Origin of the sequence: Actinoplanes sp. NPDC049802 (assembly GCF_040656595.1) — a bacterium.
Taxonomy (GTDB): Bacteria; Actinomycetota; Actinomycetes; order Mycobacteriales; family Micromonosporaceae; genus Actinoplanes.
This window is the reverse complement of sequence record NZ_JBFAMR010000091.1, coordinates 1-21,184: the sequence shown is the minus strand read 5'-3', so window position 1 is coordinate 21,184 and position 21,184 is coordinate 1. Positions and strand designations below refer to the sequence as shown.

Annotated in this window: 16 protein-coding genes; 8 read left to right on the top strand and 8 right to left on the bottom strand. The window is 70.5% G+C overall.

The genetic code is table 11. The annotated features are described in order from the left end of the window. Positions 1-44: 44 nt before the first annotated feature. Positions 45-2,093, top strand: coding sequence for a catalase (locus AB0I88_RS36300; RefSeq protein WP_361035571.1), 2,049 nt, complete (start codon positions 45-47; stop codon positions 2,091-2,093). Between the two features lie 105 nt (positions 2,094-2,198). On the opposite strand, the gene AB0I88_RS36295 is transcribed toward AB0I88_RS36300, so the two are convergent. The 3 genes from AB0I88_RS36295 to AB0I88_RS36285 all read right to left on the bottom strand — a co-directional run bounded on the left by AB0I88_RS36295 (position 2,199) and on the right by AB0I88_RS36285 (position 4,077). Next, positions 2,199-2,903, bottom strand: a complete 705-nt coding sequence (locus AB0I88_RS36295; RefSeq protein WP_361035568.1) for an MOSC N-terminal beta barrel domain-containing protein — start codon at positions 2,901-2,903, stop codon at positions 2,199-2,201. 63 nt (positions 2,904-2,966) lie between these two features. After that, a complete protein-coding gene (locus AB0I88_RS36290) occupies positions 2,967-3,170 on the bottom strand; it encodes a hypothetical protein (RefSeq protein ID WP_361035565.1) in 204 nt (67 codons plus the stop codon). A 445-nt stretch (positions 3,171-3,615) separates the two neighbouring features. After that, positions 3,616-4,077 (bottom strand): Hsp20/alpha crystallin family protein, encoded by a 462-nt coding sequence (locus tag AB0I88_RS36285; protein ID WP_361035562.1) that lies wholly within the window; start codon positions 4,075-4,077, stop codon positions 3,616-3,618. A gap of 506 nt (positions 4,078-4,583) precedes the next feature. Here AB0I88_RS36285 and AB0I88_RS36280 point away from each other — a divergent pair. Both AB0I88_RS36280 and AB0I88_RS36275 read left to right on the top strand, forming a co-directional pair. After that, positions 4,584-5,465 (top strand): LLM class F420-dependent oxidoreductase, encoded by an 882-nt coding sequence (locus AB0I88_RS36280; protein ID WP_361035559.1) that lies wholly within the window; start codon positions 4,584-4,586, stop codon positions 5,463-5,465. Between the two features lie 308 nt (positions 5,466-5,773). Continuing rightward, positions 5,774-6,808 carry a LacI family DNA-binding transcriptional regulator gene (locus AB0I88_RS36275; RefSeq protein ID WP_361035556.1) on the top strand — a complete coding sequence of 345 codons (1,035 nt, stop codon included), beginning with the start codon at positions 5,774-5,776 and terminating at the stop codon, positions 6,806-6,808. 7 nt (positions 6,809-6,815) lie between these two features. Here AB0I88_RS36275 and AB0I88_RS36270 read toward each other — a convergent pair whose 3' ends face one another. The 3 genes from AB0I88_RS36270 to AB0I88_RS36260 all read right to left on the bottom strand — a co-directional run bounded on the left by AB0I88_RS36270 (position 6,816) and on the right by AB0I88_RS36260 (position 9,962). After that, positions 6,816-7,712 carry a carbohydrate ABC transporter permease gene (locus AB0I88_RS36270; protein ID WP_361035598.1) on the bottom strand — a complete coding sequence of 299 codons (897 nt, stop codon included), beginning with the start codon at positions 7,710-7,712 and terminating at the stop codon, positions 6,816-6,818. Between the two features lie 10 nt (positions 7,713-7,722). Beyond that, the gene (locus AB0I88_RS36265; protein ID WP_361035553.1) at positions 7,723-8,568 is read right to left on the bottom strand and encodes a sugar ABC transporter permease; all 846 of its coding nucleotides are present in this window, start codon (positions 8,566-8,568) and stop codon (positions 7,723-7,725) included. 80 nt (positions 8,569-8,648) lie between these two features. Continuing rightward, a complete protein-coding gene (locus tag AB0I88_RS36260; protein WP_361035550.1) occupies positions 8,649-9,962 on the bottom strand; it encodes an extracellular solute-binding protein in 1,314 nt (437 codons plus the stop codon). 373 nt (positions 9,963-10,335) lie between these two features. On the opposite strand from AB0I88_RS36260, the gene AB0I88_RS36255 reads away from it, so the two are divergent. From AB0I88_RS36255 to AB0I88_RS36240, 4 genes are all read left to right on the top strand, one after another. Further along, complete coding sequence (locus AB0I88_RS36255; RefSeq protein ID WP_361035595.1) at positions 10,336-12,636, top strand: glycoside hydrolase family 3 N-terminal domain-containing protein; 2,301 nt, start codon at positions 10,336-10,338, stop codon at positions 12,634-12,636. A gap of 240 nt (positions 12,637-12,876) precedes the next feature. After that, the gene (locus AB0I88_RS36250; RefSeq protein ID WP_361035547.1) at positions 12,877-14,313 is read left to right on the top strand and encodes a gamma-aminobutyraldehyde dehydrogenase; all 1,437 of its coding nucleotides are present in this window, start codon (positions 12,877-12,879) and stop codon (positions 14,311-14,313) included. A 146-nt stretch (positions 14,314-14,459) separates the two neighbouring features. Next, positions 14,460-14,915: an Lrp/AsnC family transcriptional regulator gene (locus tag AB0I88_RS36245; protein WP_361035544.1), complete on the top strand. Its 456-nt coding sequence runs from the start codon at positions 14,460-14,462 to the stop codon at positions 14,913-14,915. 4 nt (positions 14,916-14,919) lie between these two features. Beyond that, a complete protein-coding gene (locus tag AB0I88_RS36240; RefSeq protein WP_361035541.1) occupies positions 14,920-16,191 on the top strand; it encodes an FAD-binding oxidoreductase in 1,272 nt (423 codons plus the stop codon). 56 nt (positions 16,192-16,247) lie between these two features. On the opposite strand, the gene AB0I88_RS36235 is transcribed toward AB0I88_RS36240, so the two are convergent. Beyond that, positions 16,248-18,329 (bottom strand): GAF domain-containing protein, encoded by a 2,082-nt coding sequence (locus AB0I88_RS36235; protein WP_361035538.1) that lies wholly within the window; start codon positions 18,327-18,329, stop codon positions 16,248-16,250. An 84-nt stretch (positions 18,330-18,413) separates the two neighbouring features. Further along, entirely contained in the window at positions 18,414-18,842 is a 429-nt protein-coding gene (locus tag AB0I88_RS36230) for a response regulator (RefSeq protein ID WP_361035535.1), read from the bottom strand. 131 nt (positions 18,843-18,973) lie between these two features. Between AB0I88_RS36230 and AB0I88_RS36225 the strand changes: the two genes are divergently transcribed. After that, on the top strand, positions 18,974-21,055 hold the full coding sequence (locus AB0I88_RS36225; protein ID WP_361035532.1) for a glycoside hydrolase family 3 protein: 2,082 nt from the start codon (positions 18,974-18,976) through the stop codon (positions 21,053-21,055). Positions 21,056-21,184 lie beyond the last annotated feature (129 nt).

The following is a 21,184-nucleotide window of genomic DNA, read 5'->3' as shown; positions in this document are numbered from 1 at the left end:
TAAAGCAGACGCCGATCCCGATGTCGCACAGAACGGAAACCGATATGGAGCCGACCGTTCCCAGTCCCAAGGCGAAGCAGCCCGCCGAGACCAGCCCGGTCAAGGAGTCTCTCGCCCCGGCCCGGGGACTGCAGACCGGCGACCACCTGACCTCCGGCCAAGGGGTCAGGCTGCCGGACACCGACCACTCCCTGAAGGCGGGGCCGCGCGGGCCGGCGCTGCTGGAGGACTTCCACCTCCGGGAGAAGATCACCCACTTCGACCACGAGCGCATCCCGGAACGGGTGGTCCACGCCCGCGGGTCGGGCGCCTACGGCACCTTCACCTCGTACGGGAACGCGGCGTCCGTGACCAAGGCGGGCTTCCTGGCCGACAAGGACCGACAGACGCCGGTGTTCGTCCGCTTCTCCACCGTCCTCGGCTCCCGCGGCTCCGCCGACACGGTCCGTGACGTCCGCGGCTTCGCCACCAAGTTCTACACCGCCGAGGGCAACTTCGACCTGGTCGGCAACAACATGCCGGTCTTCTTCATCCAGGACGCCATCAAGTTCCCGGACATCATCCACGCCGCCAAGTGGCACCCGGACCGGGAGATCCCCCAGGCGCAGACCGCACACGACACGTTCTGGGACTTCGTGTCCCTGCACACCGAGGCCACCCATCACGTGTTCTGGGCGATGTCGGACCGGGGCATACCGCGCTCGTACCGGACCATGGAAGGTTTCGGGGTGCACACGTTCCGGCTGGTCAACGCGGCCGGCGAGACGTCGCTGGTGAAGTTCCACTGGAAGCCGGTGGCCGGCGTGCACTCGCAGGCGTGGGAGGAGACCCAGCTGACCGCCGGCGTCGACCCCGACTTCCACCGGCGGGACCTGGCCGACTCGATCGACGCCGGCCTGTTCTACGAGTACGAGCTGGGCATCCAGGTGATGCCGGACAACGCCGACGAGTCGTTCGAGGGCATCGACCTGCTCGACCCCACGAAGATCGTGCCGGAGGAGCTGGCGCCGGTGCAGCCGATCGGCAAGCTGGTCCTCGACCGGAACCCGGACAACTTCCACGCCGAGACCGAGCAGATCGCGTTCCACATCGGAAACCTGGTGCCGGGCATCGAGGTCACCAACGACCCACTGTTGCAGGGCCGGCTGTTCTCCTACCTCGACACCCAGCTCAGCCGCCTCGGCGGGCCGAACTTCACCCAGCTGCCGATCAACCGGCCGCACGCGCCGGTCAACGACAACTTCCGCGACGGCATGCACCAGAGCGTCGTGCACCGGGGTGTCGCGCCCTACCTGCCGAACAGCCTCGCCGGCGAGGAGGGGCCGGTGCCGGCCGGACCGGAGAACGGCGGCTACGTCCACCTGCCCAAGCCGGTCCTCGGCGACAAGGTGCGGGCCAACCCGGTGTCGTTCGCCGACCACTACACGCAGGCCGCCCTGTTCTACCGCAGCCTCAGCCCCCTCGAGCAGGAGCACATGGCGGAGGCGTTCACCTTCGAGTTGAGCAAGTGTTATGAGCAGGCGATCCGCGTACGCATGCTGGGTGTTCTGTCGAACGTCGACGCCGAACTGACCGCGAAGGTCGCCGCCGGACTGGGTCTGCCGGCGCCCGAGGGGAAACCGGTCCTGGACGTGACGCCGTCGCCGGCGCTCGCGCAGATCACCGACCGGGTGTGGCCGGTGACCGGACGGGTGGTCGGCGTGATCGGCGCACCGGACAAGGAGACCGCAGCCCTGCAGAAGGCGCTGAAGGCGCAGGGTGTCGTGGTACGCGTGATCGCGCCGGTCGGCGGCGAGGGTGTGGAACGAACGTTCCAGACCGCCCGGTCCGTCGAGTTCGACGCGATCATGGTCGCGTCGGCCACCACCGACCTGCAGATGACCGTGCTGCTGCAGGAGGCGTTCCGGCACGGCAAGGCGATCGCGGTCCGCGGCAAGGGCGAGCAGACCCTGATCAACGCCGGCATCGACGTGAAGGCGCCGGGCGTCCTGTTCGACCCGGATCCGGAGACGATCGTCGCGGCGCTCGGCCGGCACCGGGTGTGGGAGCGGATGCCGCTGCTCAAGCCGCAGGCGTCGTCCGCCGGATCCTAGAACCGGCAGGAGCCGACCGGGGCGGTGGGCTCGGCCGGGTATCCGAACCCGGTCCGGCGGATCTGCGAGCCGGGTGCGGCACGGTCGTGCCGCACCCGGCGGGCTTCAAACGATCTCCGCCCGGTCACCGACGGCGACACGTCCCGGCCGTGCCACCGCCGCCACCACGCCGAACGTCATGCCGTGCTCTGCGGCGAGCGCTTTGAGCAGGTCGTTGCGCTCCACGGCGGTATCCTGCGCCATGTCGATCATCACGCACCGGGTGATCGGCCGCTCGATCCGCAGCACCACGTCCGGACCGATCCGCAACCTCCGCCCCGGCCACTCGTCCTCCGGAAAACCGTCGTCGGCGCCGTCGATCAACAGGTTGGCCCGGAAACGCAACGGATCGACGTCCCCACCGGCCGGCTCACCGCCGCACAGCCGGGTCAGACTGCGCAGCGCGGCCGTGGTGAGCAGGCTGACCGGCCCCTCGTCGTGGTGCCGAACAGCCGCCTCCGGCACGATCTCCACCGCCCGCCCGAGCACCTCGCTCACCGCCCGGCATCCAGCGGGATCCTCGGCGGCGAAGCGGGTCCCGTCCGGCAGTTCGACGATCGGCGCGGGGTCACCGGTCACGGCCCGCATCCGGAACAGCCCCGGCATCCGCCGGAACCGTCGCGTGTTCTTACCGCTGCCGAACTTCCCGTCCGCGTCACGCACCGCCCACAGCCGGTCGCCCTCCAGACCGCGATCCCCCACCGTGGCCGCCGTCACCGTCTCACCGAGCAGCGATTTCACCGGATAGCGCCGTATCTCCGAGACTCTCACCGGACCACAGTAGAACTCCAGCCCTCTACCAGAAGGCCTGACCGCCCTCGATCGCTGTCCTGATCAGTGGCGGACGGAGGCGAGCGCCAGGCCGGCGAGGCTGCAGCAGGCGGTGAGCCAGGCGACCGGCAGGAGGCTGTAGGTCAGCAGGCCGGCGATCCCGTCGAGCGAACCGCTAAAGACCACCAGGGCGGCGCCGATGAAGACGAGCACGGCGATGGCCGCCACCTGGAGGAAGGCACGGTTGGTGGGGGCTTGGCTGCGCATGTGCGGAACTCCGGGGGTGCGGGAACCAGGGAGCGCAACCCTCTCGTATCACCTCATACCCCGGCAAGGGCCGCGACGGCCGTTCCCTCCACCGGCCGGAACGGGATACCGGCCTCCGGTCCGGGCTGCCCTGCCCACACGGGGGACCAGCGGGCCGGGTCGGCAGCTCAGCCCGGCGGTCGCGGCACGGGCGCGCGTCGCGCCCCGCTCGCGGGGCGCCGACGGGACGGCCGGGGTTGCGGTCGGGGTCGATGTCGCCCGTACCGGGAAAGGGTCTTTTGACGTTGGTGCGGCGCGGCGGCAGTGGCGGACCGCCGCGCCGCGTCGGGAGGAGTCCCCGGATCAGCGGTTCGCCGATCCGGGAGCCGGGCCGGCGAACCGCCGAGCCCGGATCGGGAGATGCCACGGCTGAGCCGGGCCGGACGGATCCGGCCCGGCGACGGGGTCAGCGCCCCAGAGACTTGGTCTCGGTGGTCTTGCCCTCGATGGTGGCGGGCGCCTGGCCGGTGTTGATCTCGATGCGGCGCGGCTTGGCGGCTTCGGCGACCGGGATGGTCACGGTGAGTACGCCGTCCTGCCAGGTGGCGTCGATCTTCGCGAGGTCGAGGCCGTCCCCGAGGGTGATGCGGCGCTCGAAGGTCCCGGTGGCACGTTCGCGGCGGAGCCACTGGACGTCGGCGTCGGTACGGGCGGATCGCTCGGCACGGATGGAGAGCACCCGGCCGTCGACGTCGACGCTGACCGAGCCGGGGTCGATGCCGGCGAGGTCGCAGTGCAGCACGAAGTGGTCACCGGACCGGTACAGGTCCATCGGCATCGCCACGGCGGCGGCGCCGACGCCGGGGGCGCCCAGCATCTGGCCGGCCAGGCGGTCGAACTCGCGGAAAGGATCGAAAGTCAGCACCACGATGCACCTCCTCAGGACAGCCGCCGGGCGGTCCGGCGGCTCGTGGCGCTCGGCTGACAATTCTCGCCGAGGTCGTCCTGGAACTCTCTGACCAGGTCCGACAAGACATTTTTTAGCACTGCCACGCCTCGAGTGCCAACCGTTCCGCCAAGATTTTCTTGACGTGCGAAGGCGGCAGCGGCGGGCTGACGATCCGGGACAGCGGCTGATCGGGATGCAGGCCGAGCCGCCACAGGGCGTCAGCGTCGATGTCCAGGTAGTACCTGCACCACCAGCGGCCGCCATCGCGGGCACAGCCGCACACGACGCCGCCGCGGACCTCGCCCTCGTGGAAGGGATTCCAGTCGATGCCGCGGTCGGCCAGTCAATCGGCCAGGGAGAACCGGTCGCCACCGTTCGAGGAGTACACCGAGATCCATCCGCCCATGCGGCCACTGTACGGAACCGGCGTGCGGCCGGGCACGGCCGGACTCGGAGCCGCCGGGTGACTGGGTAGGTTCGAGGTCATGAGCATGCGTTTCGGGGTTTTCGTGCCCCAGGGATGGCGGATGGACCTGACCGAGATCGCCGACCCGGTCGAGCAGTACGAGGCGATGACGGCCGTCGCGAAGCTCGCCGACGCGGGCCCGTGGGACTCGGTGTGGGTGTACGACCACTTTCACACCACCCCCGAGCCGACGATCAACACGACGTTCGAGGCGTGGACGGTCTCGTCGACGCTGGCCCGGGACACCAGCCGGGTGAACATCGGGCAGATGGTCGGCTGCAACGGCTACCGGCACCCGGCCCTCTACGCCAAGATCGCCTCCACGGTCGACGTGGCGAGTCACGGGCGGCTCTACGCGGGGCTCGGCGCCGGATGGTACGAGCACGAGTGGAAGGCCTACGGCTACGAGTGGTCCGAGGTCCCCGACCGGATGCGGGCGTTCCGGGAGGCGGTCGAGATCGTGCACAAGATGTGGACCGAGGAGCGCCCGGTCTTCTCCGGCAGGCACTACCGCATCGATCAGCCGATCAACGAGCCGAAGGGGGTGCGCAAACCGCATCCGTCGTTCTGGCTGGGCGGCGGTGGCGAGAAGGTGACGCTCAAGCTGGTCGCGCGTTACGCCGACGGCTGCAATTTCGCCAACGGCGACCCGGAGGTCTTCCGGCAGAAGGCGGCGGTCCTCCGGCAGCACTGTGACACGCTGGGCCGCGACCCCGGCCGGATCGCCAAGTCGACCAGCTACCAGCTCGACCCGAAGGACTCCACCGCCGACACGATCGGCAAGCTGGAGCGCCTGGCCGAGGCGGGCTGCGACTACGTGATCGTCTACATCCCCCGCGTGGCCTACGACCACGAGCCGCTGCTGCGCTTCGCCGAGGACGTCATCCCCCAGCTCTCCTGAGCCACCCCGGACCGGCTCGCTCCAGGCGGGCCGGTTTCCGGCTCACCACCTTTTCCCGGTACGCCCCACGTGTGCCCGATCGACGAAGAAAGCGGCCTTCTGCCGGTGCGGGCCGTCCGGCCCGCGCCGGGCTGATCGGCGACTCACCCTCGAAACCTCAGGGGAAATGTACGTTTCGCGGCGCGAAACGAAGCTGGGAGCGGTTCCAGGCTCACCAGGGATTTGTCGGGCGGGCGAGGCGTGGCAGAATTCCGGTGCCGGGTTCCGAAAGTTGCAGTCGCGACAGGCCCGCCGTAAGGAGCGCGTCCGTGGCCGTTGGCAGGGGAAGAGTGACTATCGCGGCGATCGCGGAGGCTGCGGGTGTTTCGGTGCCCACGGTGTCACGCGTGCTCAACGGACGTTCCGATGTGTCCCCGGGCACACGGGAGCTGATCGAGCGGCTTCTTCGCGAGCACGATTACCGGCCCCGCAACTCTCGGCATCCGGGCCGGGCCCGCCTGGTCGACCTCGTGTTCGACGACCTGGACAGCCCGTGGGCCCTCGAGCTGGTCCGCGGTGTGGAGGACGTGACGCACCCGGCCGGGGTCGGCACCGTGGTGTCGCAGGTGCACCGGCGCAGCACCGCGACCCGGCAGTGGTTGCAGAACCTGCGGGCCCGCGCGTCGGACGGGGTCATCTTCGTGACCTCGGACGTCGGCGAGCCGATCCACAGCGAGTTGCACCGGCTCAAGGTTCCGGTGGTGATCATCGATCCGGCCGGCGGGGTGGCGGCGGACGTGCCGACGATCGGGGCGACGAACTGGTCGGGCGGCCGGACCGCGACGGATCACCTGCTGTCGCTGGGGCACCGGCGGATCGGGATCGTGGCCGGCCCGCGTGAGCTGCTGTGCAGCCGGGCCCGGATGGACGGTTACCGGGCCGCCATGGAGGCCGCCGGTATGCGGGTCGACGAGGATCTGGTGGTGACCGGCGACTTCCGGCACGAGTCGGGTTTCGTGGCGGGCGGGCGGATGCTCGACCTGCCCGATCCACCGACCGCGATCTTCGCGTGCAGCGATCTGATGGCCCTGGGCGTCTACGAGGCGGCCCGCCGCCGCGGCATCCTGGTGCCCGACCAGCTCAGCGTGGTGGGCTTCGACGACCTGCCGGAGTCGCGCTGGTCGTCGCCGCCGCTGACCACGGTGCGCCAGCCGCTCGCCGAGATGGGCGGGCTCGCCGCGCGGACCGTGTTGCGGCTGTCGCGCGGCGAGCCCATCGAGACTCCTCGGGTGGAGCTGGTCACCAAGCTGGAGGTCCGGGAAAGCACCGCGGCCCCCTTCGAGGGCCGCGGCGTGACTCACTGAGAGGGCGTCACTTGCTGAAACCGGCGGTCAGACCGCTGACCAGCTGGCGCCGTCCGATCGCGTAGAGCAGCACGATCGGCACGGTCGTGAGCGTGACCGACGCGGCGACGGCCGGCACGTTCACGCCGAACTGCGTCTGGAAGGACGCGAGCGCGAGCGGGATGGTCGCGTTCTCCGGGCTCTGGGTGAGGATCAGCGGCAGCAGGTAACCGTTCCAGATGCCCACCGCGTTGTAGATCACCACGGTGACCAGGGCCGGCCGGGTGAGCGGGAAGGCGAGGCGCCACATCGTGCCCCACTCGGTGGCGCCGTCCATCCGCATCGACTCGAAGAGCTCCTTCGGGACGTCACGGATGAAGTTGGCCAGCACCAGCACCGACAGCGGGATGGCGAAGGCGATCGACGGCAGGATGATCGCCTGGAGCGTGTTGTACAGCTCCATCTTGATGATGATCAGGTAGACCGGGATGACGACCGCCTGGAGCGGGATCGCCAGCCCCATCAGGAAGACGCCGTTCACCCCCTGCAGGAACCGGTTGCCGGCGCCGCGGACCACCGCGTAGGCGGCCATGAATGAGATCAGCGTCGCGGGAAGAACCGCTCCCAGGGTGACGATGACGCTGTTCATGAAGTACCGGGCGAAGTCGCTCTCGATCACCAGCACGTAGTTGTCGAAGGTGAACTCGCTCGGCGGCTTCAGCGGGTTGGTGATGAAGTAGTTCGCCTGCGTCTTGAAGCTGGTGATCACCAGCCAGTAGAGCGGCACCATCACCACGATCAGCCAGAGCCAGGCGAAGCTGCCGCCGACCCAGTTGCGCTCGGTCAGCCGGCGGCGGGCCGGTCTGCCGGTCACGCTGGGGGCCGGGGCTTTACCGGTCCGGGTTCCGGCCGGGGTGGGGGTCATGGTCGCCACCTCAGGCTCCTTCCATCTGGCTCTGGTCGGCCCGCCCGCCGAGACGCCGCAGCAGCAGGGAGAGGCCGATGCCGACGAGGACCAGGATGACGGCGATCGCGCTGGCCGGGCCCATCAGGCTGGCCTGGAAGCCGAGCTGGTACATCTGCACGGCCAGGGCCCGGGTGGCGTCGCCGGGACCACCGGCGGTGAGCACCCAGATCAGGTCGAAGAAGGTCAGCGACCCCACCACCATCAGCGTCGACGACGTGATGATCGTGTACTTGAGCTGCGGCAGGGTGATGCTGAAGAACTGCCGGACCCGGCCGGCGCCGTCGATCTGCGCCGCCTCGTACATCGAATCCGGGATCTGCCGCACCGCGCCTTGGTAGATCAGCGAGTGGAACGGGATGAACTGCCAGGAGACCACGAAGATCAGCGTGGCGATGGCCAGGTTGGCCTGGCCGAGCCAGTCCTGGTTGAGCGCCTCGATCCCGAGTCCCGCGCCGAGCCCGAAGTTCGGGTCCAGCAGCGACTTGTAGGTGATCGCGATCGCCGCGGAGCTGAGCAGCAGCGGAATGAAGTAGAAGACCGCGAGGAAGCCGCGGTAGCGGCTCTGCCGGGCCATGAACGTGCCGAGCAGGATCGACAGCGGGGTCTGCACCAGCCAGGACAGCGCCATGATCAGGAAGGTGACCCAGAGCGCGTTGGGCAGTCCCTCGTTGGTGAGGGCCGCCTTCCAGCTGGTCAGCCCGGTCAGTTCGATGGTCGGTGTGATGCCGTTCCACGTCGAGAAACTGAGCACCACCACGCCGATCAACGGGACGATCCCGAAGAAGACGAACATGACGAACGCGGGCAGAACCATCCATACAAGGACGGAGCCGCTCCGCCCGCCGCGTGATCTGGTGGGCTCCTGACCGCGCACGACGGGCGGAGCGAGCGTCGTCATTTACCGATGACCCCGTTCATGTTGTCGACCCACTGCTGCGGGCTGACCTGGAGCTGGAACAGCTTGGCGATGTTGTCCAGCAGGACCTCGGACGCGGTCGGGCTGAGCGCCTGGTCCCACGACTGCGCGAAGGTCTTGGCGCCGGCCGCGATCGCCGACATGTCCTTCTGGAACTGCGCGTCCTCGCCGGTGTAGAGGCTGTCGCTGTTCGCCAGGACCGGCACGCCGCCGGACTTGACCCAGCCGGCCTTCTCCTCGTCGTCCACCAGCGTGGTGGAGAAGAACTTCTTCGCCGTCTCCTTGTCGGCCGCGGTGGCCTTCGAGGAGATCGACAGGTACTGGCCGGGGTTGCCGACGGTGTTGGTCGGGTCGCCCTTGCCGCCGTCGATCGGCGGGAAGTTCATCCAGCCGAGGCCGCCGTCCGCGACGAACTTGCCGCCGTTGGCCTTCTGGATGCCGTACGACCAGGAGCCGTGCACCATCATCGCGGCCTTGCCGGTGTAGAGCAGGGCCTGGTCGGCGTTGGTGTCGGCGGCGGTGGAGGCGAAGCCCTTCTGGAAGGCGTTCATCTTCACCAGGTCCTGGACCTTGGTCAGCATGTCGAGCACGGCCGGGTCGGACCAGGCGCCCGCCTTGCCGGCGAAGACGTTGTCGAAGACCTCGGAGCCGGCGTTGCGGTCGAGCATGAACTCGAGCCACATCATGTTGGTCCAGCGGGACTGGCCGGCGAGCGAGAACGGCGCGATGCCCTTGGCGTTGAACTTCGGGATCAGGTCGAGGATGTCGCCGTACGTCTGCGGGGCGCTGACGCCGACCTGCTCGAAGACCTTCTTGTTGTAGTAGAAGACGATCGGCTGGACCGTCTCCACCGGCATCGCGTAGATCTTGCCGTCGACCGTGGCCGCGCCGAACGAGCCGGGCAGCAGCTTGCTCTTGAGGGCGGCGTCACCGAAGAAGCTGGTCAGGTCCTCCACCTGGCCGGCCTCGACGTAGCTCTTCAGGCCGCCGCCGCCCCAGCCCCAGATGAGCGTGGGCGCCTGGTTCGCGCCCAGAGCGGTCTTGATCTTCTGCTTGTAGGCGTCGTTCTGGAAGAACGTCGGGGTGATCTTGGAGTCCGGGTTGGCCTTGTTGAACCGGTCGATGGCGGCCTTGCGGTAGGGCTCGCCGGGCTCGCCGCTGAGCGACCAGTAGCTGGCCGAGCCGCCGCCGCCACCGGATTCGCTTCCGGCGGGGCCGTCGTTACCGCACGCGGCCAGCGCGGCACCCGCGGCGGCTCCGGTGGTGAGGGTCAAGAAATTCCTGCGCTTCACGCTGATCTCCGTACTCGAACGAAGCCGCGGTGCGGCCGATGATACCGCGAGGGTTCTGCCGCAAACCTTCCAAAACCGGTTAAGTTCCCGAAAGTTTCGCGCGACTGCTGTAAATTAAGGTGAGGTTTCGTAAACGTAGGGTTTCGCTGTGACGAGTGTCAAGTCCCTTGCCGTAACAGTGCCCTGAGCGCGAGAGTATGCGACGTTCCCACGCCGCTCACGAGCCCTGACACGGGCGCCGCCGAGGTCCGGCGCGGCTCGGAAGTTTCGGAATTCATCGGAGGTACCGTTGACGACAGACCAAGCGCCACCACCCGCGTGGCGCGACCCGAGCCTTCCGGTGCCCGATCGCGTCGACACACTACTGGCCGAGATGACGCTGGAGGAGAAGGTCGCGCAGCTCGGCAGCCGGTGGCTCGGCAAGGACAAGGGCGCGACCGGCGCCGCCGGCCCGGAGCCGGAGGACGGGCACGACGTCGCGCCGATGGAGAGCGAGTTCGCCGCCGGCGCCGCGCTGGAGGACGCCAGCCGGCACGGCCTCGGCCACCTCACCCGGATCTACGGCAGCTATCCCCTGTCGGCCGCCGACGGCGCCGCCGAGCTGATCCGGCAGCAGCGCATCGTTATGGAATCGTCTCGTCTCGGCATCCCCGCGATCGTCCACGAGGAGTGCCTCACCGGATTCACCATGCACGGTGCCAGTGTCTACCCGGCAGCCGTCAACTGGGGAGCGACCTTCGACCCGGAACTCGTCGAGCGGATGGCCGCGGCCATCGGGCGGGACATGGCGGCGCTCGGCGTGCACCAGGGCCTCTCCCCCGTCCTCGACGTGGTCCGCGACTACCGCTGGGGCCGGGTGGAGGAGTCCATCGGCGAGGACCCGTACCTGGTGGCGATGATCGGCTCGGCGTACGTGCGGGGTCTGCAGAGCGCCGGCGTGATCGCCACGCTCAAGCACTTCGCCGGCTACTCCGCCTCGCGCGGCGCCCGCAACCACGGCCCGGTGCCGATGGGCCGGCGGGAGTTGCTCGACGTCATCCTGCCGCCGTTCGAGACCGCCATCCGGACCGCCGGCGCCGGCTCGGTGATGAACTCGTACGCCGACGTCGACGGAGTCCCGTCCGGCGCCGACCCGTGGCTGCTCACCGAACTGCTGCGCCAGGAGTGGGGCTTCACCGGCACGGTCGTCTCCGACTACTGGTCGATCCCGTTCCTGGCCGGCATGCACAAGGTGGCCGCCGACTCCGGCGACGCGGGCGCGCTGGCCCTGGCGGCCGGCATCGACGTCGAACTGCCGGACACCGTCGGCTTCGGCGACGAGCTCGTCGCCCGGGTGCGCCGCGGGGAGGTGGCCGAGGAGCTGGTCGACCGTGCGGCGCGCCGGCTGCTCACCCAGAAGGCGGAGCTCGGTCTGCTCGACGCGGACTGGACGCCGGAGGCCTCGGTGGCCGGCGCGGCCGGCGTGGCGCTGGACTCGCCGGAGAACCGTGGTCTCGCCCGCGAGCTGGCGGAACGCTCGATCGTGCTGCTCGACCCGGGCACCGCGCTGCCGCTGACCGGGCCGGGCCGCCCGGCGCCCGGCCGGATCGCGGTGATCGGCCCGTGCGCCGACGACGCGAGCACCTTCCTGGGCTGCTACGCCTTCCCGAACCACGTGCTGCCCCGCTATCCCGACGTCAAGGCGGGCATCGCGCTGCCGAGCGCGGCCGAGGCGATCCGGGCCGAGTTCCCGGACACCGAGATCGCGTACGCGCGAGGCTGTGCCGTGGACGGCGACGACCGCTCCGGTTTCGCCGAGGCGGTGGCCGCCGCGGCGTCCGCCGAGGTGTGCCTGGCGTTCGTCGGCGACCTGGCCGGGCTGTTCGGCCGCGGCACCTCCGGCGAGGGCTGCGACGCCGCCGACCTGCGGCTGCCGGGCGTGCAGGGCGAGCTGCTGGAGGCGGTGCTGGCGACCGGCACCCCGGTGGTGGTCGTGGTGGTCTCCGGCCGGCCGTACGCGCTGGGCGACCTGGACGGCCGAGCCGCCGGGCTGGTGCAGGCGTTCATGCCCGGCGAGGAGGGCGGTCCCGCGATCGCCGGGGTGCTGTCCGGCCGGGTGCAGCCCAGCGGCAGGCTCCCGGTGCAGATCCCGCGCACTCCGGGCGGTCAGCCGGGCACCTACCTTCAGCCGCGGCTGGGGGCCGAGCACACCGGCGTGAGCAACCTGGATCCCACCCCGCTGTTCCCGTTCGGCCACGGCCGCTCGTACACCACGTTCACCGTGGACGGCCTGCGCCTGCCGGACACCGCGGTGCCCACCGACGGGGAGTTCACGGTGACCGTGCGGGTGCGCAACACCGGCGGGCGCGACGGCTCGGAGGTGGTCCAGCTGTACCTCGCCGACCCGATCGCCCAGGTCACCCGTCCGGTGCTTCAGCTGACCGGCTTCCAGCGGGTGGAGCTGGCCGCGGGCGCCGCCGCCGACGTGACGTTCGCCGTCCACACCGACCGTACGGCGTTCACCGGCCGGGACATGCGACGTCTCGTGGAGCCCGGTGAGCTGCGGGTTCTCGTCGGCACGTCGGCCGGCGACCTGCCCTGCGCGGGGGCCGTCGAGCTGACCGGCCCGGTGCGCCCGGCCGGGGCGGACCGGCGGCTGGTCACCGGCGTGGAGGTGCGGCCCGCCGGTTCATGACCCGCGGTCACTCTCCGGCGCAGAGCGGGGCACATCAGGCTTCCTGGTGTTGCCCCGCTCTGCGCCGTCTCGAAGCGGTCACCGACGCGACGTCCTTTCCTGCCGTCGGGCCGGCTCGGCGTGGCGGGCTGGTGTCACGCCCCGCACCGGTGCGGGAATATCGCTCGAACCACTTGTTAGCCACGGATTCAGCGGAAAAGATGGGGCCGAAAACGCTGATCCCACAGCTCTGGAGGCGTAATGACGGCGAAGACGGTGCTGCACAACCTCATCGGGGGCGAGGCCGTCGCGCCTGCCGACGGGCGGTACTCCGACCTCGTCGACCCGTCCACCGGCGAGGTCTTCGCCTCCGCTCCGGTCTCCGGCGACGCGGATGTCGACCGCGCCATGCGGGCCGCGTCCATCGCCTTCGAGAAGTGGCGTGACACCACCCCCGGTGAGCGCCAGCGCGCCCTGCTCAAGTTCGCCGACGCCGTCGAGGCGCGCGCCGACGAGCTGGTGGCCGCGGAGTCGAAGAACACCGGCAAGCCGCTCGGCCTGACCGCCAGCGAGGAGCTGCCGCCGGCCGTCGACCACCTGCGGTTCTTCGCCGGCGCCGCCCGGGTGCTGGAGGGCCGCTCCGCCGGGCAGTACATGAACGGGTTCGAGAGCTACGTGCGGCGCGAGCCGATCGGCGTCTGCGCCCAGGTCACCCCGTGGAACTATCCGCTGCTGATGGCGATGTGGAAGATCGCGCCGGCGCTGGCGGCGGGCAACGCCGTGGTGCTCAAGCCGTCCGACACCACTCCGGTCACCAGCGTCATGCTGGCCGAGATCGCCGCCGAGTTCCTGCCCGACGGGCTGTTCAACGTGGTCCTCGGCGACCGCGACACCGGCCGCGCCCTGGTCACGCACCGGACCCCGCGGATGGTGTCGATCACCGGCTCGGTGCGGGCCGGCATGGAGGTGGCCGGCAGCGCCGCGGCCGACCTGAAACGCACCCACCTGGAGCTGGGCGGCAAGGCCCCGGTCGTGGTGTTCGACGACGCCGACGTGGAGGCGGCCGCCGCGTCGATCGCCGAGGCCGGCTACTTCAACGCCGGGCAGGACTGCACGGCCGCCACCCGGGTGCTGGCCGGGCCGGGCGTCTACGACGACTTCGTCGCGGCGCTCGCCGAGCAGGCGCGGAACACCAGGACCGGCGCGCCGGACGACGAGGACGTGCTCTACGGCCCGGTCAACAACGCGAACCAGCTGGCCCGGGTCGCGGGCTTCATCGACCGGCTCCCCGGTCACGCGGTGCTGCAGGCCGGCGGCGCCCGGGTCGGCGACCGCGGCTTCTTCTACTCCCCCACGGTCGTCTCCGGTCTGCGGCAGGACGACGAGATCATCCAGAACGAGGTCTTCGGCCCGGTCATCACCGTGCAGCGCTTCACCGACGAGGACGAGGCGGTCCGCTACGCCAACGGCGTGGAGTACGCGCTGGCCTCCAGCGTGTGGACGAAGGACCACGGCACCGCCATGCGGATGACCCAGCGGCTGGACTTCGGCTGCGTCTGGGTCAACTGCCACATCCCGCTGGTCGCCGAGATGCCGCACGGCGGGTTCAAGCACTCCGGCCACGGCAAGGACCTGTCGATGTACGGGTTCGAGGACTACACCCGCGTCAAGCACGTCATGCACAACGTGGGGGCCTGATGCCCTCGCCGGAGGAGTCGGTGAAGGTGGCCCGGCACGCGACCGGGCGGCCGGCCGTCGTGGTGTGCGGCCGGCTCCGCGGCGCTCCGCGCACCTGACGGGCGATCCCTTTGCTGACGCCGAGCGTTACAGGGAAGAATCGCGCCGTGACGGACGTGACCCTGGACGACACCAACAAACTGATCATCGAGCATCTGCAACGCGATGGCCGGATGTCGTACGCGACTCTCGCCAAGACGATCGGGCTCTCCGAGGCCGCGGTGCGCCAGCGCGTACAGCGGCTGCTGGACAACGGGCTCATGCAGATCGTCGCGGTCACCGACCCGCTCACGCTGGGCTTCGCCCGGCAGGCCATGGTCGGGCTGCGGGTCAACGGCGACCTGCGGGCCATCGCGGACGCGATCGCGGCCATCGCCGAGGTGGATTACGTGGTGATCTGTGCCGGCCGTTACGACCTGCTGGTCGAACTGGTCTGCACCGATGACGAGCATCTGCTCGACATCCTCAACGAGAAGCTCCGGACCATCGAGGGCGTCAGCGAGACCGACACCTTCATGTACCTGCGCCTCGCGAAACAGACATACGCCTGGGGGACACGATAACTCCATGAACAGCCCCTCCTTCTGGCTCGACTCGCTGGGCCCGATCGAGAGACGCCCGCCGCTGCCCGGTGACTCCGCCGCCGACGTGGCCATCGCCGGCGGCGGGTACACGGGCCTCTGGACCGCCTACTACCTGGCCAAGGCCGCGCCCGGGAAGAGGATCGTGGTCCTGGACGCGCACTACTGCGGGTTCGGCGCGTCCGGCCGCAACGGCGGCTGGGCGTCCGGCCTCTTCCCGGTCTCCGAGGCGAGACTGTCCCGCCGGTTCGGCCCGGGCGCGGCGGCCGCCATGACCCGCGCGCTGGAGGACACGGTCGACGAGGTGGGCCGGGCCGCCGCCGCCGAGGGCATCGACTGCGACTACGCCAAGGGCGGCGTCATCTCCCTGGTCCGCGGCCCGGCCCAGCTGCGGCGGGCCCGCCACGACCCGGGCTTCATCGGCGCCGCCGAGGCCCGTGCGATCTGCGGGGCCGAGGGCGTGCTCGGCGGCGTCTACAGCGAGCACTGCGCCGCCCTGCACCCGGCCAAGCTGGTGCGCGGCCTGGCCGGGGCCGTCGAACGGCTCGGCGTCACCATCCACGAGAGCACCCGGGTCGAGCAGATCAAACCCGGACAGATCACGACCAGCCGGGGTACGCTGCGCGCCGCGCACGTGGTGCGGGCACTGGAGGGCTACACCGCCGGCCTCGCCGGTCACCGCCGTGCCCTGGCCCCGGTCTACTCGCTGATGGTCGCCACCGAGCCGCTGTCCGGGGAGTTCTGGCAACGGGCCGGCCTGGCCCGCCGGGAGACGTTCACCGACGAGCGACGCCTGGTCATCTACGGTCAGCGGACCGCGGACGATCGGCTGGCCTTCGGCGGGCGCGGGGCGCCGTACCACTTCGGGTCACGGATCCGGCCGGAGTACGACCTGGTGCCCGGGGTGTTCGACGCGCTGCGGGCGACGATCACCGAACTGTTCGGGATCGATCCGCCGATCGCCCACCGGTGGGGTGGGCCGCTCGGCATCCCCCGGGACTGGATGCCGTCGGTGGGACTGCGCGACGGCGTCGGCTGGGCCGGTGGCTACGTGGGCGACGGCGTGGCGGCCGCGAACCTCGCCGGGCGTACCCTCGCTGATCTGATCCTCGGCCGCGACAGCGACCTGACCGCGCTGCCCTGGGTGAATCATCGCTCGCGCCGCTGGGAGCCGGAGCCGGCCCGCTGGGTCGGCATCAACGCCGGTCTGCGCGCCACCGCCCTGCTCGACGCCCTCGACCGGCGCCGGGCCGTCTGACCCCCACCCCGTGTGTGAAGTACGGGTCCGGATCGCGCCCGAACTCCACACGTGGTTCAGGCGAGCGGCAGGCGTACGCACACGACCGTCCCGGACGGCCGGTTGTCGGAGAGCCGGATCGTGCCGCCGTGCAGCAGCACGATGGCGCGGGCCAGGCTGAGCCCCAGCCCGCTGCCCGAGGTGCCCTGGTGGCGCACGTTGCTGCCGCGGAAGAACCGGTCGAACACCAGGTCGTGCTCGCCGGGCGGGGTGCCGATGCCGCTGTCGGTGATGCACAGCTGGGCCATCGTGTCGTCGGCGCTCAGCGTGACGTGCACCGGCGCGCCCGGCGGGCTGTACCGGACCGCGTTCAGCAGCAGGTCGTCGATCACCTGGCGGAGCCGGTCGGCGTCCCCGGCCAGGCGCAGCTCGACGGGCAGTTCGGTGACCAGGGTGAGCCGGTCCGCGGTGTGCCGGACCGCGGTCACCGCGTCGGAGAGCAGCGCGGCCAGGTCCACCTCGGCGACGTCCAGTTCGATGTGCCCGGCGTCGAGCCCGGCCAGGTCGAGCAGGGTGTCCGCGATCCGCTGCAGGGTGGACGCGTTGCGGGCGATCACCTCGACCATGGTCCGCGAGTCGGTGTCCAGGCCGGCGGGCTCCTCGGCGAGCAGGGCGGCGTTCGCGGTGATCGAGGTGAGCGGGGTGCGCAGCTCGTGACCGACCAGGTCGACGAAATCCGCCTGCGCCCGGGCCAGCTGACGGGACAGTTCCTCGGCACGGCGCTGCGCCACGAAGACGCCCACCTGCGCCGCCACCCCGTCGAGCAGCACGGTGAGCAGCTCCGGCTCGTACTCCCGGGTGCCGGCGTAGCAGGTGAGCACGCCCAGCAGGGAGCTGCCGTCGCGCACCGGCACGGCCAGCGCGGTCCGCACCCCGCGCCGAAGGCACACTTCCACGCGTTCGCGCTCGTGGGCCGTACGCAGATCGGCGCTCAGCGTGAGGTCCGGCACCCAGATCGGCCGTCCGGTCTCCCACACCCGACCGGTGATGCCCTGTCCGCGGACCGGGGTGTGCCCGAAGAAGCCGTCCGGGTCCATCCCGGACGAGTCCCAGTGCCCGGCCGCCTGGAGCAGGCCGCTCGCCTCGTCGATCAGGAACAGCTCGGCCGACGGCCAGCCCAGGGTGGCGGTGACCGCCCGCAGCATCCCGGGAGTCGCCTCGGCCACCGTGGTGGCGCCGTGCAGGACGTGCTGCACGGCGATGTGACAGTTGCGGAACCGCTCGACCCGGCGCAGCGCGGTCACCTCGTGGGCGACCGCCACGGCGCCGAGCGCGTCGCCGGCCGGCCCGAGGACGGGCTGGGCGCTGGTGTCGAAGATCCGGGTGCGGTGGCCGGGCCGGCGAACCAGCACGTCCTCGGAGACCACGCGTTCGCCGTGCAGGGCGCGCAGCAGCGGGCTCTCGGCGGGCGTCATCGAACGGTGGTCGGGGGTGGCGAGCAGCCGGCAGACCTCCTTCTCGAAGTCCGGCGGCAACGGTCCGTCCGAACGGAGGCCGATGATGCCGCGCACCGCACGGTTGGCGAAGACCACCCGGCCCGAACGGTCGCAGGCCACCACCCCGGCCTCCATGCTCTCCAGCAGTACGGCGTGGAAGGCGCTGTCGTCCTGCACCCGGATCGTGTCGGCGACCGCGGTGAGAATGTCGGCGTCGTCGTCGTTCCAGTCGCGGGGGCGGCGGTCCAGGGCGGTGAGGGAGCCGATCGGGCGGCCGTCCCGGTCGTGGATCGGCACGCCGAGGAACGACCGGATGCCGAACTCCAGCACGAGCAGGTGCTTGCAGAGCGACTCGTCGGGCTCCTCGGTCATGTCCCGGCTCAGGATGACCTCGTCGGCGGAGACCACGTACTTGCAGACCGAGTAGGTCAGTGGGGCACGGCGGGGCAGGCTCAGCTCGTGCGGGATGGCGTGCGCGCCGACGAACAGCTCCTCGTCCTCGGTGACCAGGGTGACGCAGGCCATCGGGGTGTGCAGCAGGCGGGCCGCCAGGCGGGCGATGTCGTCGAGCGGGGACGATCGGCCGGGCAGCGAGAGGATGGCACGGTCGACCGCGCGCAGGCGTACGGGATCGGTCAGCACCGCCTCGTCCAGTACCACCATGACCCGCCCGATTCTCCCGACCGAGGCCCGTGGTCACGGGCTGTCACCCAGCCTTACCCAGCCACTCTGTTATTCAATACTTTGTCATACGGATACGGATAAATCGGCGGGACATCGGGAGTCGGCGCTGTCATGGTCATGGGGCCCGATCCTGACCAGCTCGTCGATGGTGGCCAGCAGCCGGTCGTTCGGGCAGGGTTTCAGCATGATCGCGCAGACGCGCGAGGAACCGGCCCGCGGTTCGCCGGGATGCAGATGGCCGCTGAGGATCGCCACCGGCGTTCGCCGGATCCCCTCGTCGGCATGTGCCCGGATCGCGTCGATCAGTTCCCAGCCGTCCATCCGCGGCATGCCGAGATCGGTGAGCACGACGTCCGGTCGCTGCTCGACGACGCTCTCGAACGCCGCCCATCCGTCCGGAGCCTGCAGAACGGTCATTCCGGCTCGCTTGAACACTCTGGTCAGGACCAGCGAGATGTCCTCGTCGTCCTCAGCGATAAGCAATACGACCATGTCAGCTCCGTCGGAAGTCCTTCATATCAGCATGCGCCAGCCGAACGCGGCCCGGGTCGTTTTCGCGACCAGCGCTGTCCGGCAGACTCAGCCGCGACCCACATTCACCATCTGAACCATCGAGGAGACCCATGCGACCACGGACCCGGCTTGCGGCGCTCGGGGGGATCGTGCTGGCAGCGACCGTCGTGGCGGGCGTCGTGATCGCCCGGACCGGCACAGACTCCCAGGACGCCGCTCCGCTCTACCTGGACGCCGCGCAGCCCGTCGAGGACCGCGTCGCCGACCTGCTCGGCCGGATGACCCTGGCCGACAAGATCGGTCAGATGACCCAGGCCGAACGCGTCAGGGTGGCCGGCGACCCCGGAAAGGTCACCGAATGGCGGCTCGGCTCGGTCCTCTCCGGCGGTGGTTCGGTCCCCGATCCGAACAACGCGCAGGCGTGGGTGGACATGATCCGCTCGCTCCAGCGCGCGGCGCTCGCCACCCCGCTGAAGATCCCGCTGCTCTACGGCGTCGACGCGGTGCACGGCCACAACAACGCGCACGGGGCCACCGTCTTCCCGCACAACGTGGGCCTCGGCGCCGGCCGCGACCCGAAGCTCGTCGAACAGGTCTACCGGGCCACCGCCGTGGAGATGCGGGCCACCGGCGCCCGGTGGAACTTCGCGCCGTGCGTGTGCGTCTCCCGCGACGAACGGTGGGGCCGGACCTTCGAGACCTTCGGCGAGGACCCCACCCTGGTCGCCCGGCTCGGCGGCGCCGCCGTCGACGGCCTCCAGGGTGACGGGGTGGTGGCCACCGTCAAGCACTACGCGGGTGACGGCGACACCGAGTACGGCACCGGGGACAGCGGCTACGCCATCGACCAGGGCGTCACCGTCACCAGCCGTGCCGACTTCGACCGCGTCGACCTGGCGCCGTACGTCTCCGCGATCGGCGAGCACGGCGCCCAGAGCGTCATGCCGTCCTTCTCCAGCGTCGACTGGACCGAGGACGGCGCCGGCAACCCGGTCAAGATGCACGCCAGCGAGGAACTGATCACCGGCAAGCTGAAAGGTGAGATCGGCTTCGAGGGCTTCGTGATCACCGACTGGGAGGGCATCCACCAGCTGCCGTCCACCGATCCGGCCGACACTCCGGAACCCACCCCCAGCCAGGTTCGCGCCGGGGTGAGCGCCGGCATCGACATGTTCATGGAGCCGCACACCGCGCCGCGGTTCCAGGAGCTGCTCAAGGCGGAGGTGGACGCCGGGCGGGTCAGCACGGCCCGGATCGACGACGCGGTCAAGCGGATCCTCACCGTCAAGTTCGGGCTCGGGCTGTTCGAGAACCCGTACCCCACCCTCGGCGAGCTCGGCACCGCCGAACACCGGACTCTGGCCCGCACCGCGGCCGCCAAGTCGCAGGTGCTGCTGAAGAACAGCGGCGAGCTGCTGCCGTTGCGGGCGGACGCGAAGATCTACGTGGCCGGCCGCAACGCCGACGACATCGGCAACCAGTCCGGCGGCTGGACCATCGACTGGGAAGGCCGCAACGGCGACATCATCCCGGGCGACACCATCCTCGAGGGCATCCGGAAGGTCGCCCCGAAGGCGTCCGTCACCTACAGCGCCGACGCCACCGCACCCATCGGCGGCTCGGACATCGGTGTGGTCGTCGTCGGCGAGACCCCGTACGCCGAAGGTTTCGGCGACGTCGGCAGCACCCCCTGGCAGCAAGGCACCGAGCAGCAGAAGGAACCCAAGTCGCTCACCCTGCAGCCGGGCGACAAGGCGGTGGTCGACAAGGTCTGTGACGCGGTCGCCGAGTGCGTGGTCCTGCTCGTCTCCGGGCGCCCGCAGGTGATCACCGACCAGCTCGGCAAGATCGACGCCCTGGTGGCCTCGTGGCTGCCCGGCAGCGAGGGGACCGGCGTCGCCGACGTCCTCTTCGGCCGGGAGCCCTTCACCGGGCGCCTGCCGCTGAGCTGGCCCAGCTCGGCCGCCCAGGTCCCGGTCAACGTCGGCGACGCGAAGTACCAGCCGTTGTTCCCCTACGGCTGGGGCCTGCGCACCCGGGTGGCCCCCGACGCCCGCGACGCGGCCCAGCAGAAGGCGGCCACCGGCCGTGCCCCGGACGGCTGGCAGCAGAAGCTCGCCGACGCCCAGCTGGCCGAGGAGTCCGGCGACACCGCCAAGGCGGCCTCCCTGCGCAAGCAGGTAGCCGGCTGAACCCCTCGGCTGGCCGTGGGCGCTGTCCCGGGCTAGAGTGAGCAGCCGGGTCCGTTCCAGCAGCCGGGTGACGGTGCCGAGAAGGTCGTCGCGGCCGATGAATGGGCCCAGGTCGAGTGGCAGGCTGCC

Coding starts and splice junctions, on each gene's coding strand:
- AB0I88_RS36300 (WP_361035571.1), top strand. CDS start 45: ATGGAGCCGACCGTTCCCAGTCCCAAGGCGAAGCAGCCCGCCGAGACC.
- AB0I88_RS36290 (WP_361035565.1), bottom strand. CDS start 3,170: ATGCGCAGCCAAGCCCCCACCAACCGTGCCTTCCTCCAGGTGGCGGCC.
- AB0I88_RS36280 (WP_361035559.1), top strand. CDS start 4,584: ATGAGCATGCGTTTCGGGGTTTTCGTGCCCCAGGGATGGCGGATGGAC.
- AB0I88_RS36270 (WP_361035598.1), bottom strand. CDS start 7,712: ATGACCCCCACCCCGGCCGGAACCCGGACCGGTAAAGCCCCGGCCCCC.
- AB0I88_RS36265 (WP_361035553.1), bottom strand. CDS start 8,568: ATGGTTCTGCCCGCGTTCGTCATGTTCGTCTTCTTCGGGATCGTCCCG.
- AB0I88_RS36255 (WP_361035595.1), top strand. CDS start 10,336: ATGACGCTGGAGGAGAAGGTCGCGCAGCTCGGCAGCCGGTGGCTCGGC.
- AB0I88_RS36250 (WP_361035547.1), top strand. CDS start 12,877: ATGACGGCGAAGACGGTGCTGCACAACCTCATCGGGGGCGAGGCCGTC.
- AB0I88_RS36240 (WP_361035541.1), top strand. CDS start 14,920: ATGAACAGCCCCTCCTTCTGGCTCGACTCGCTGGGCCCGATCGAGAGA.
- AB0I88_RS36235 (WP_361035538.1), bottom strand. CDS start 18,329: ATGGTGGTACTGGACGAGGCGGTGCTGACCGATCCCGTACGCCTGCGC.
- AB0I88_RS36230 (WP_361035535.1), bottom strand. CDS start 18,842: ATGGTCGTATTGCTTATCGCTGAGGACGACGAGGACATCTCGCTGGTC.
- AB0I88_RS36225 (WP_361035532.1), top strand. CDS start 18,974: ATGCGACCACGGACCCGGCTTGCGGCGCTCGGGGGGATCGTGCTGGCA.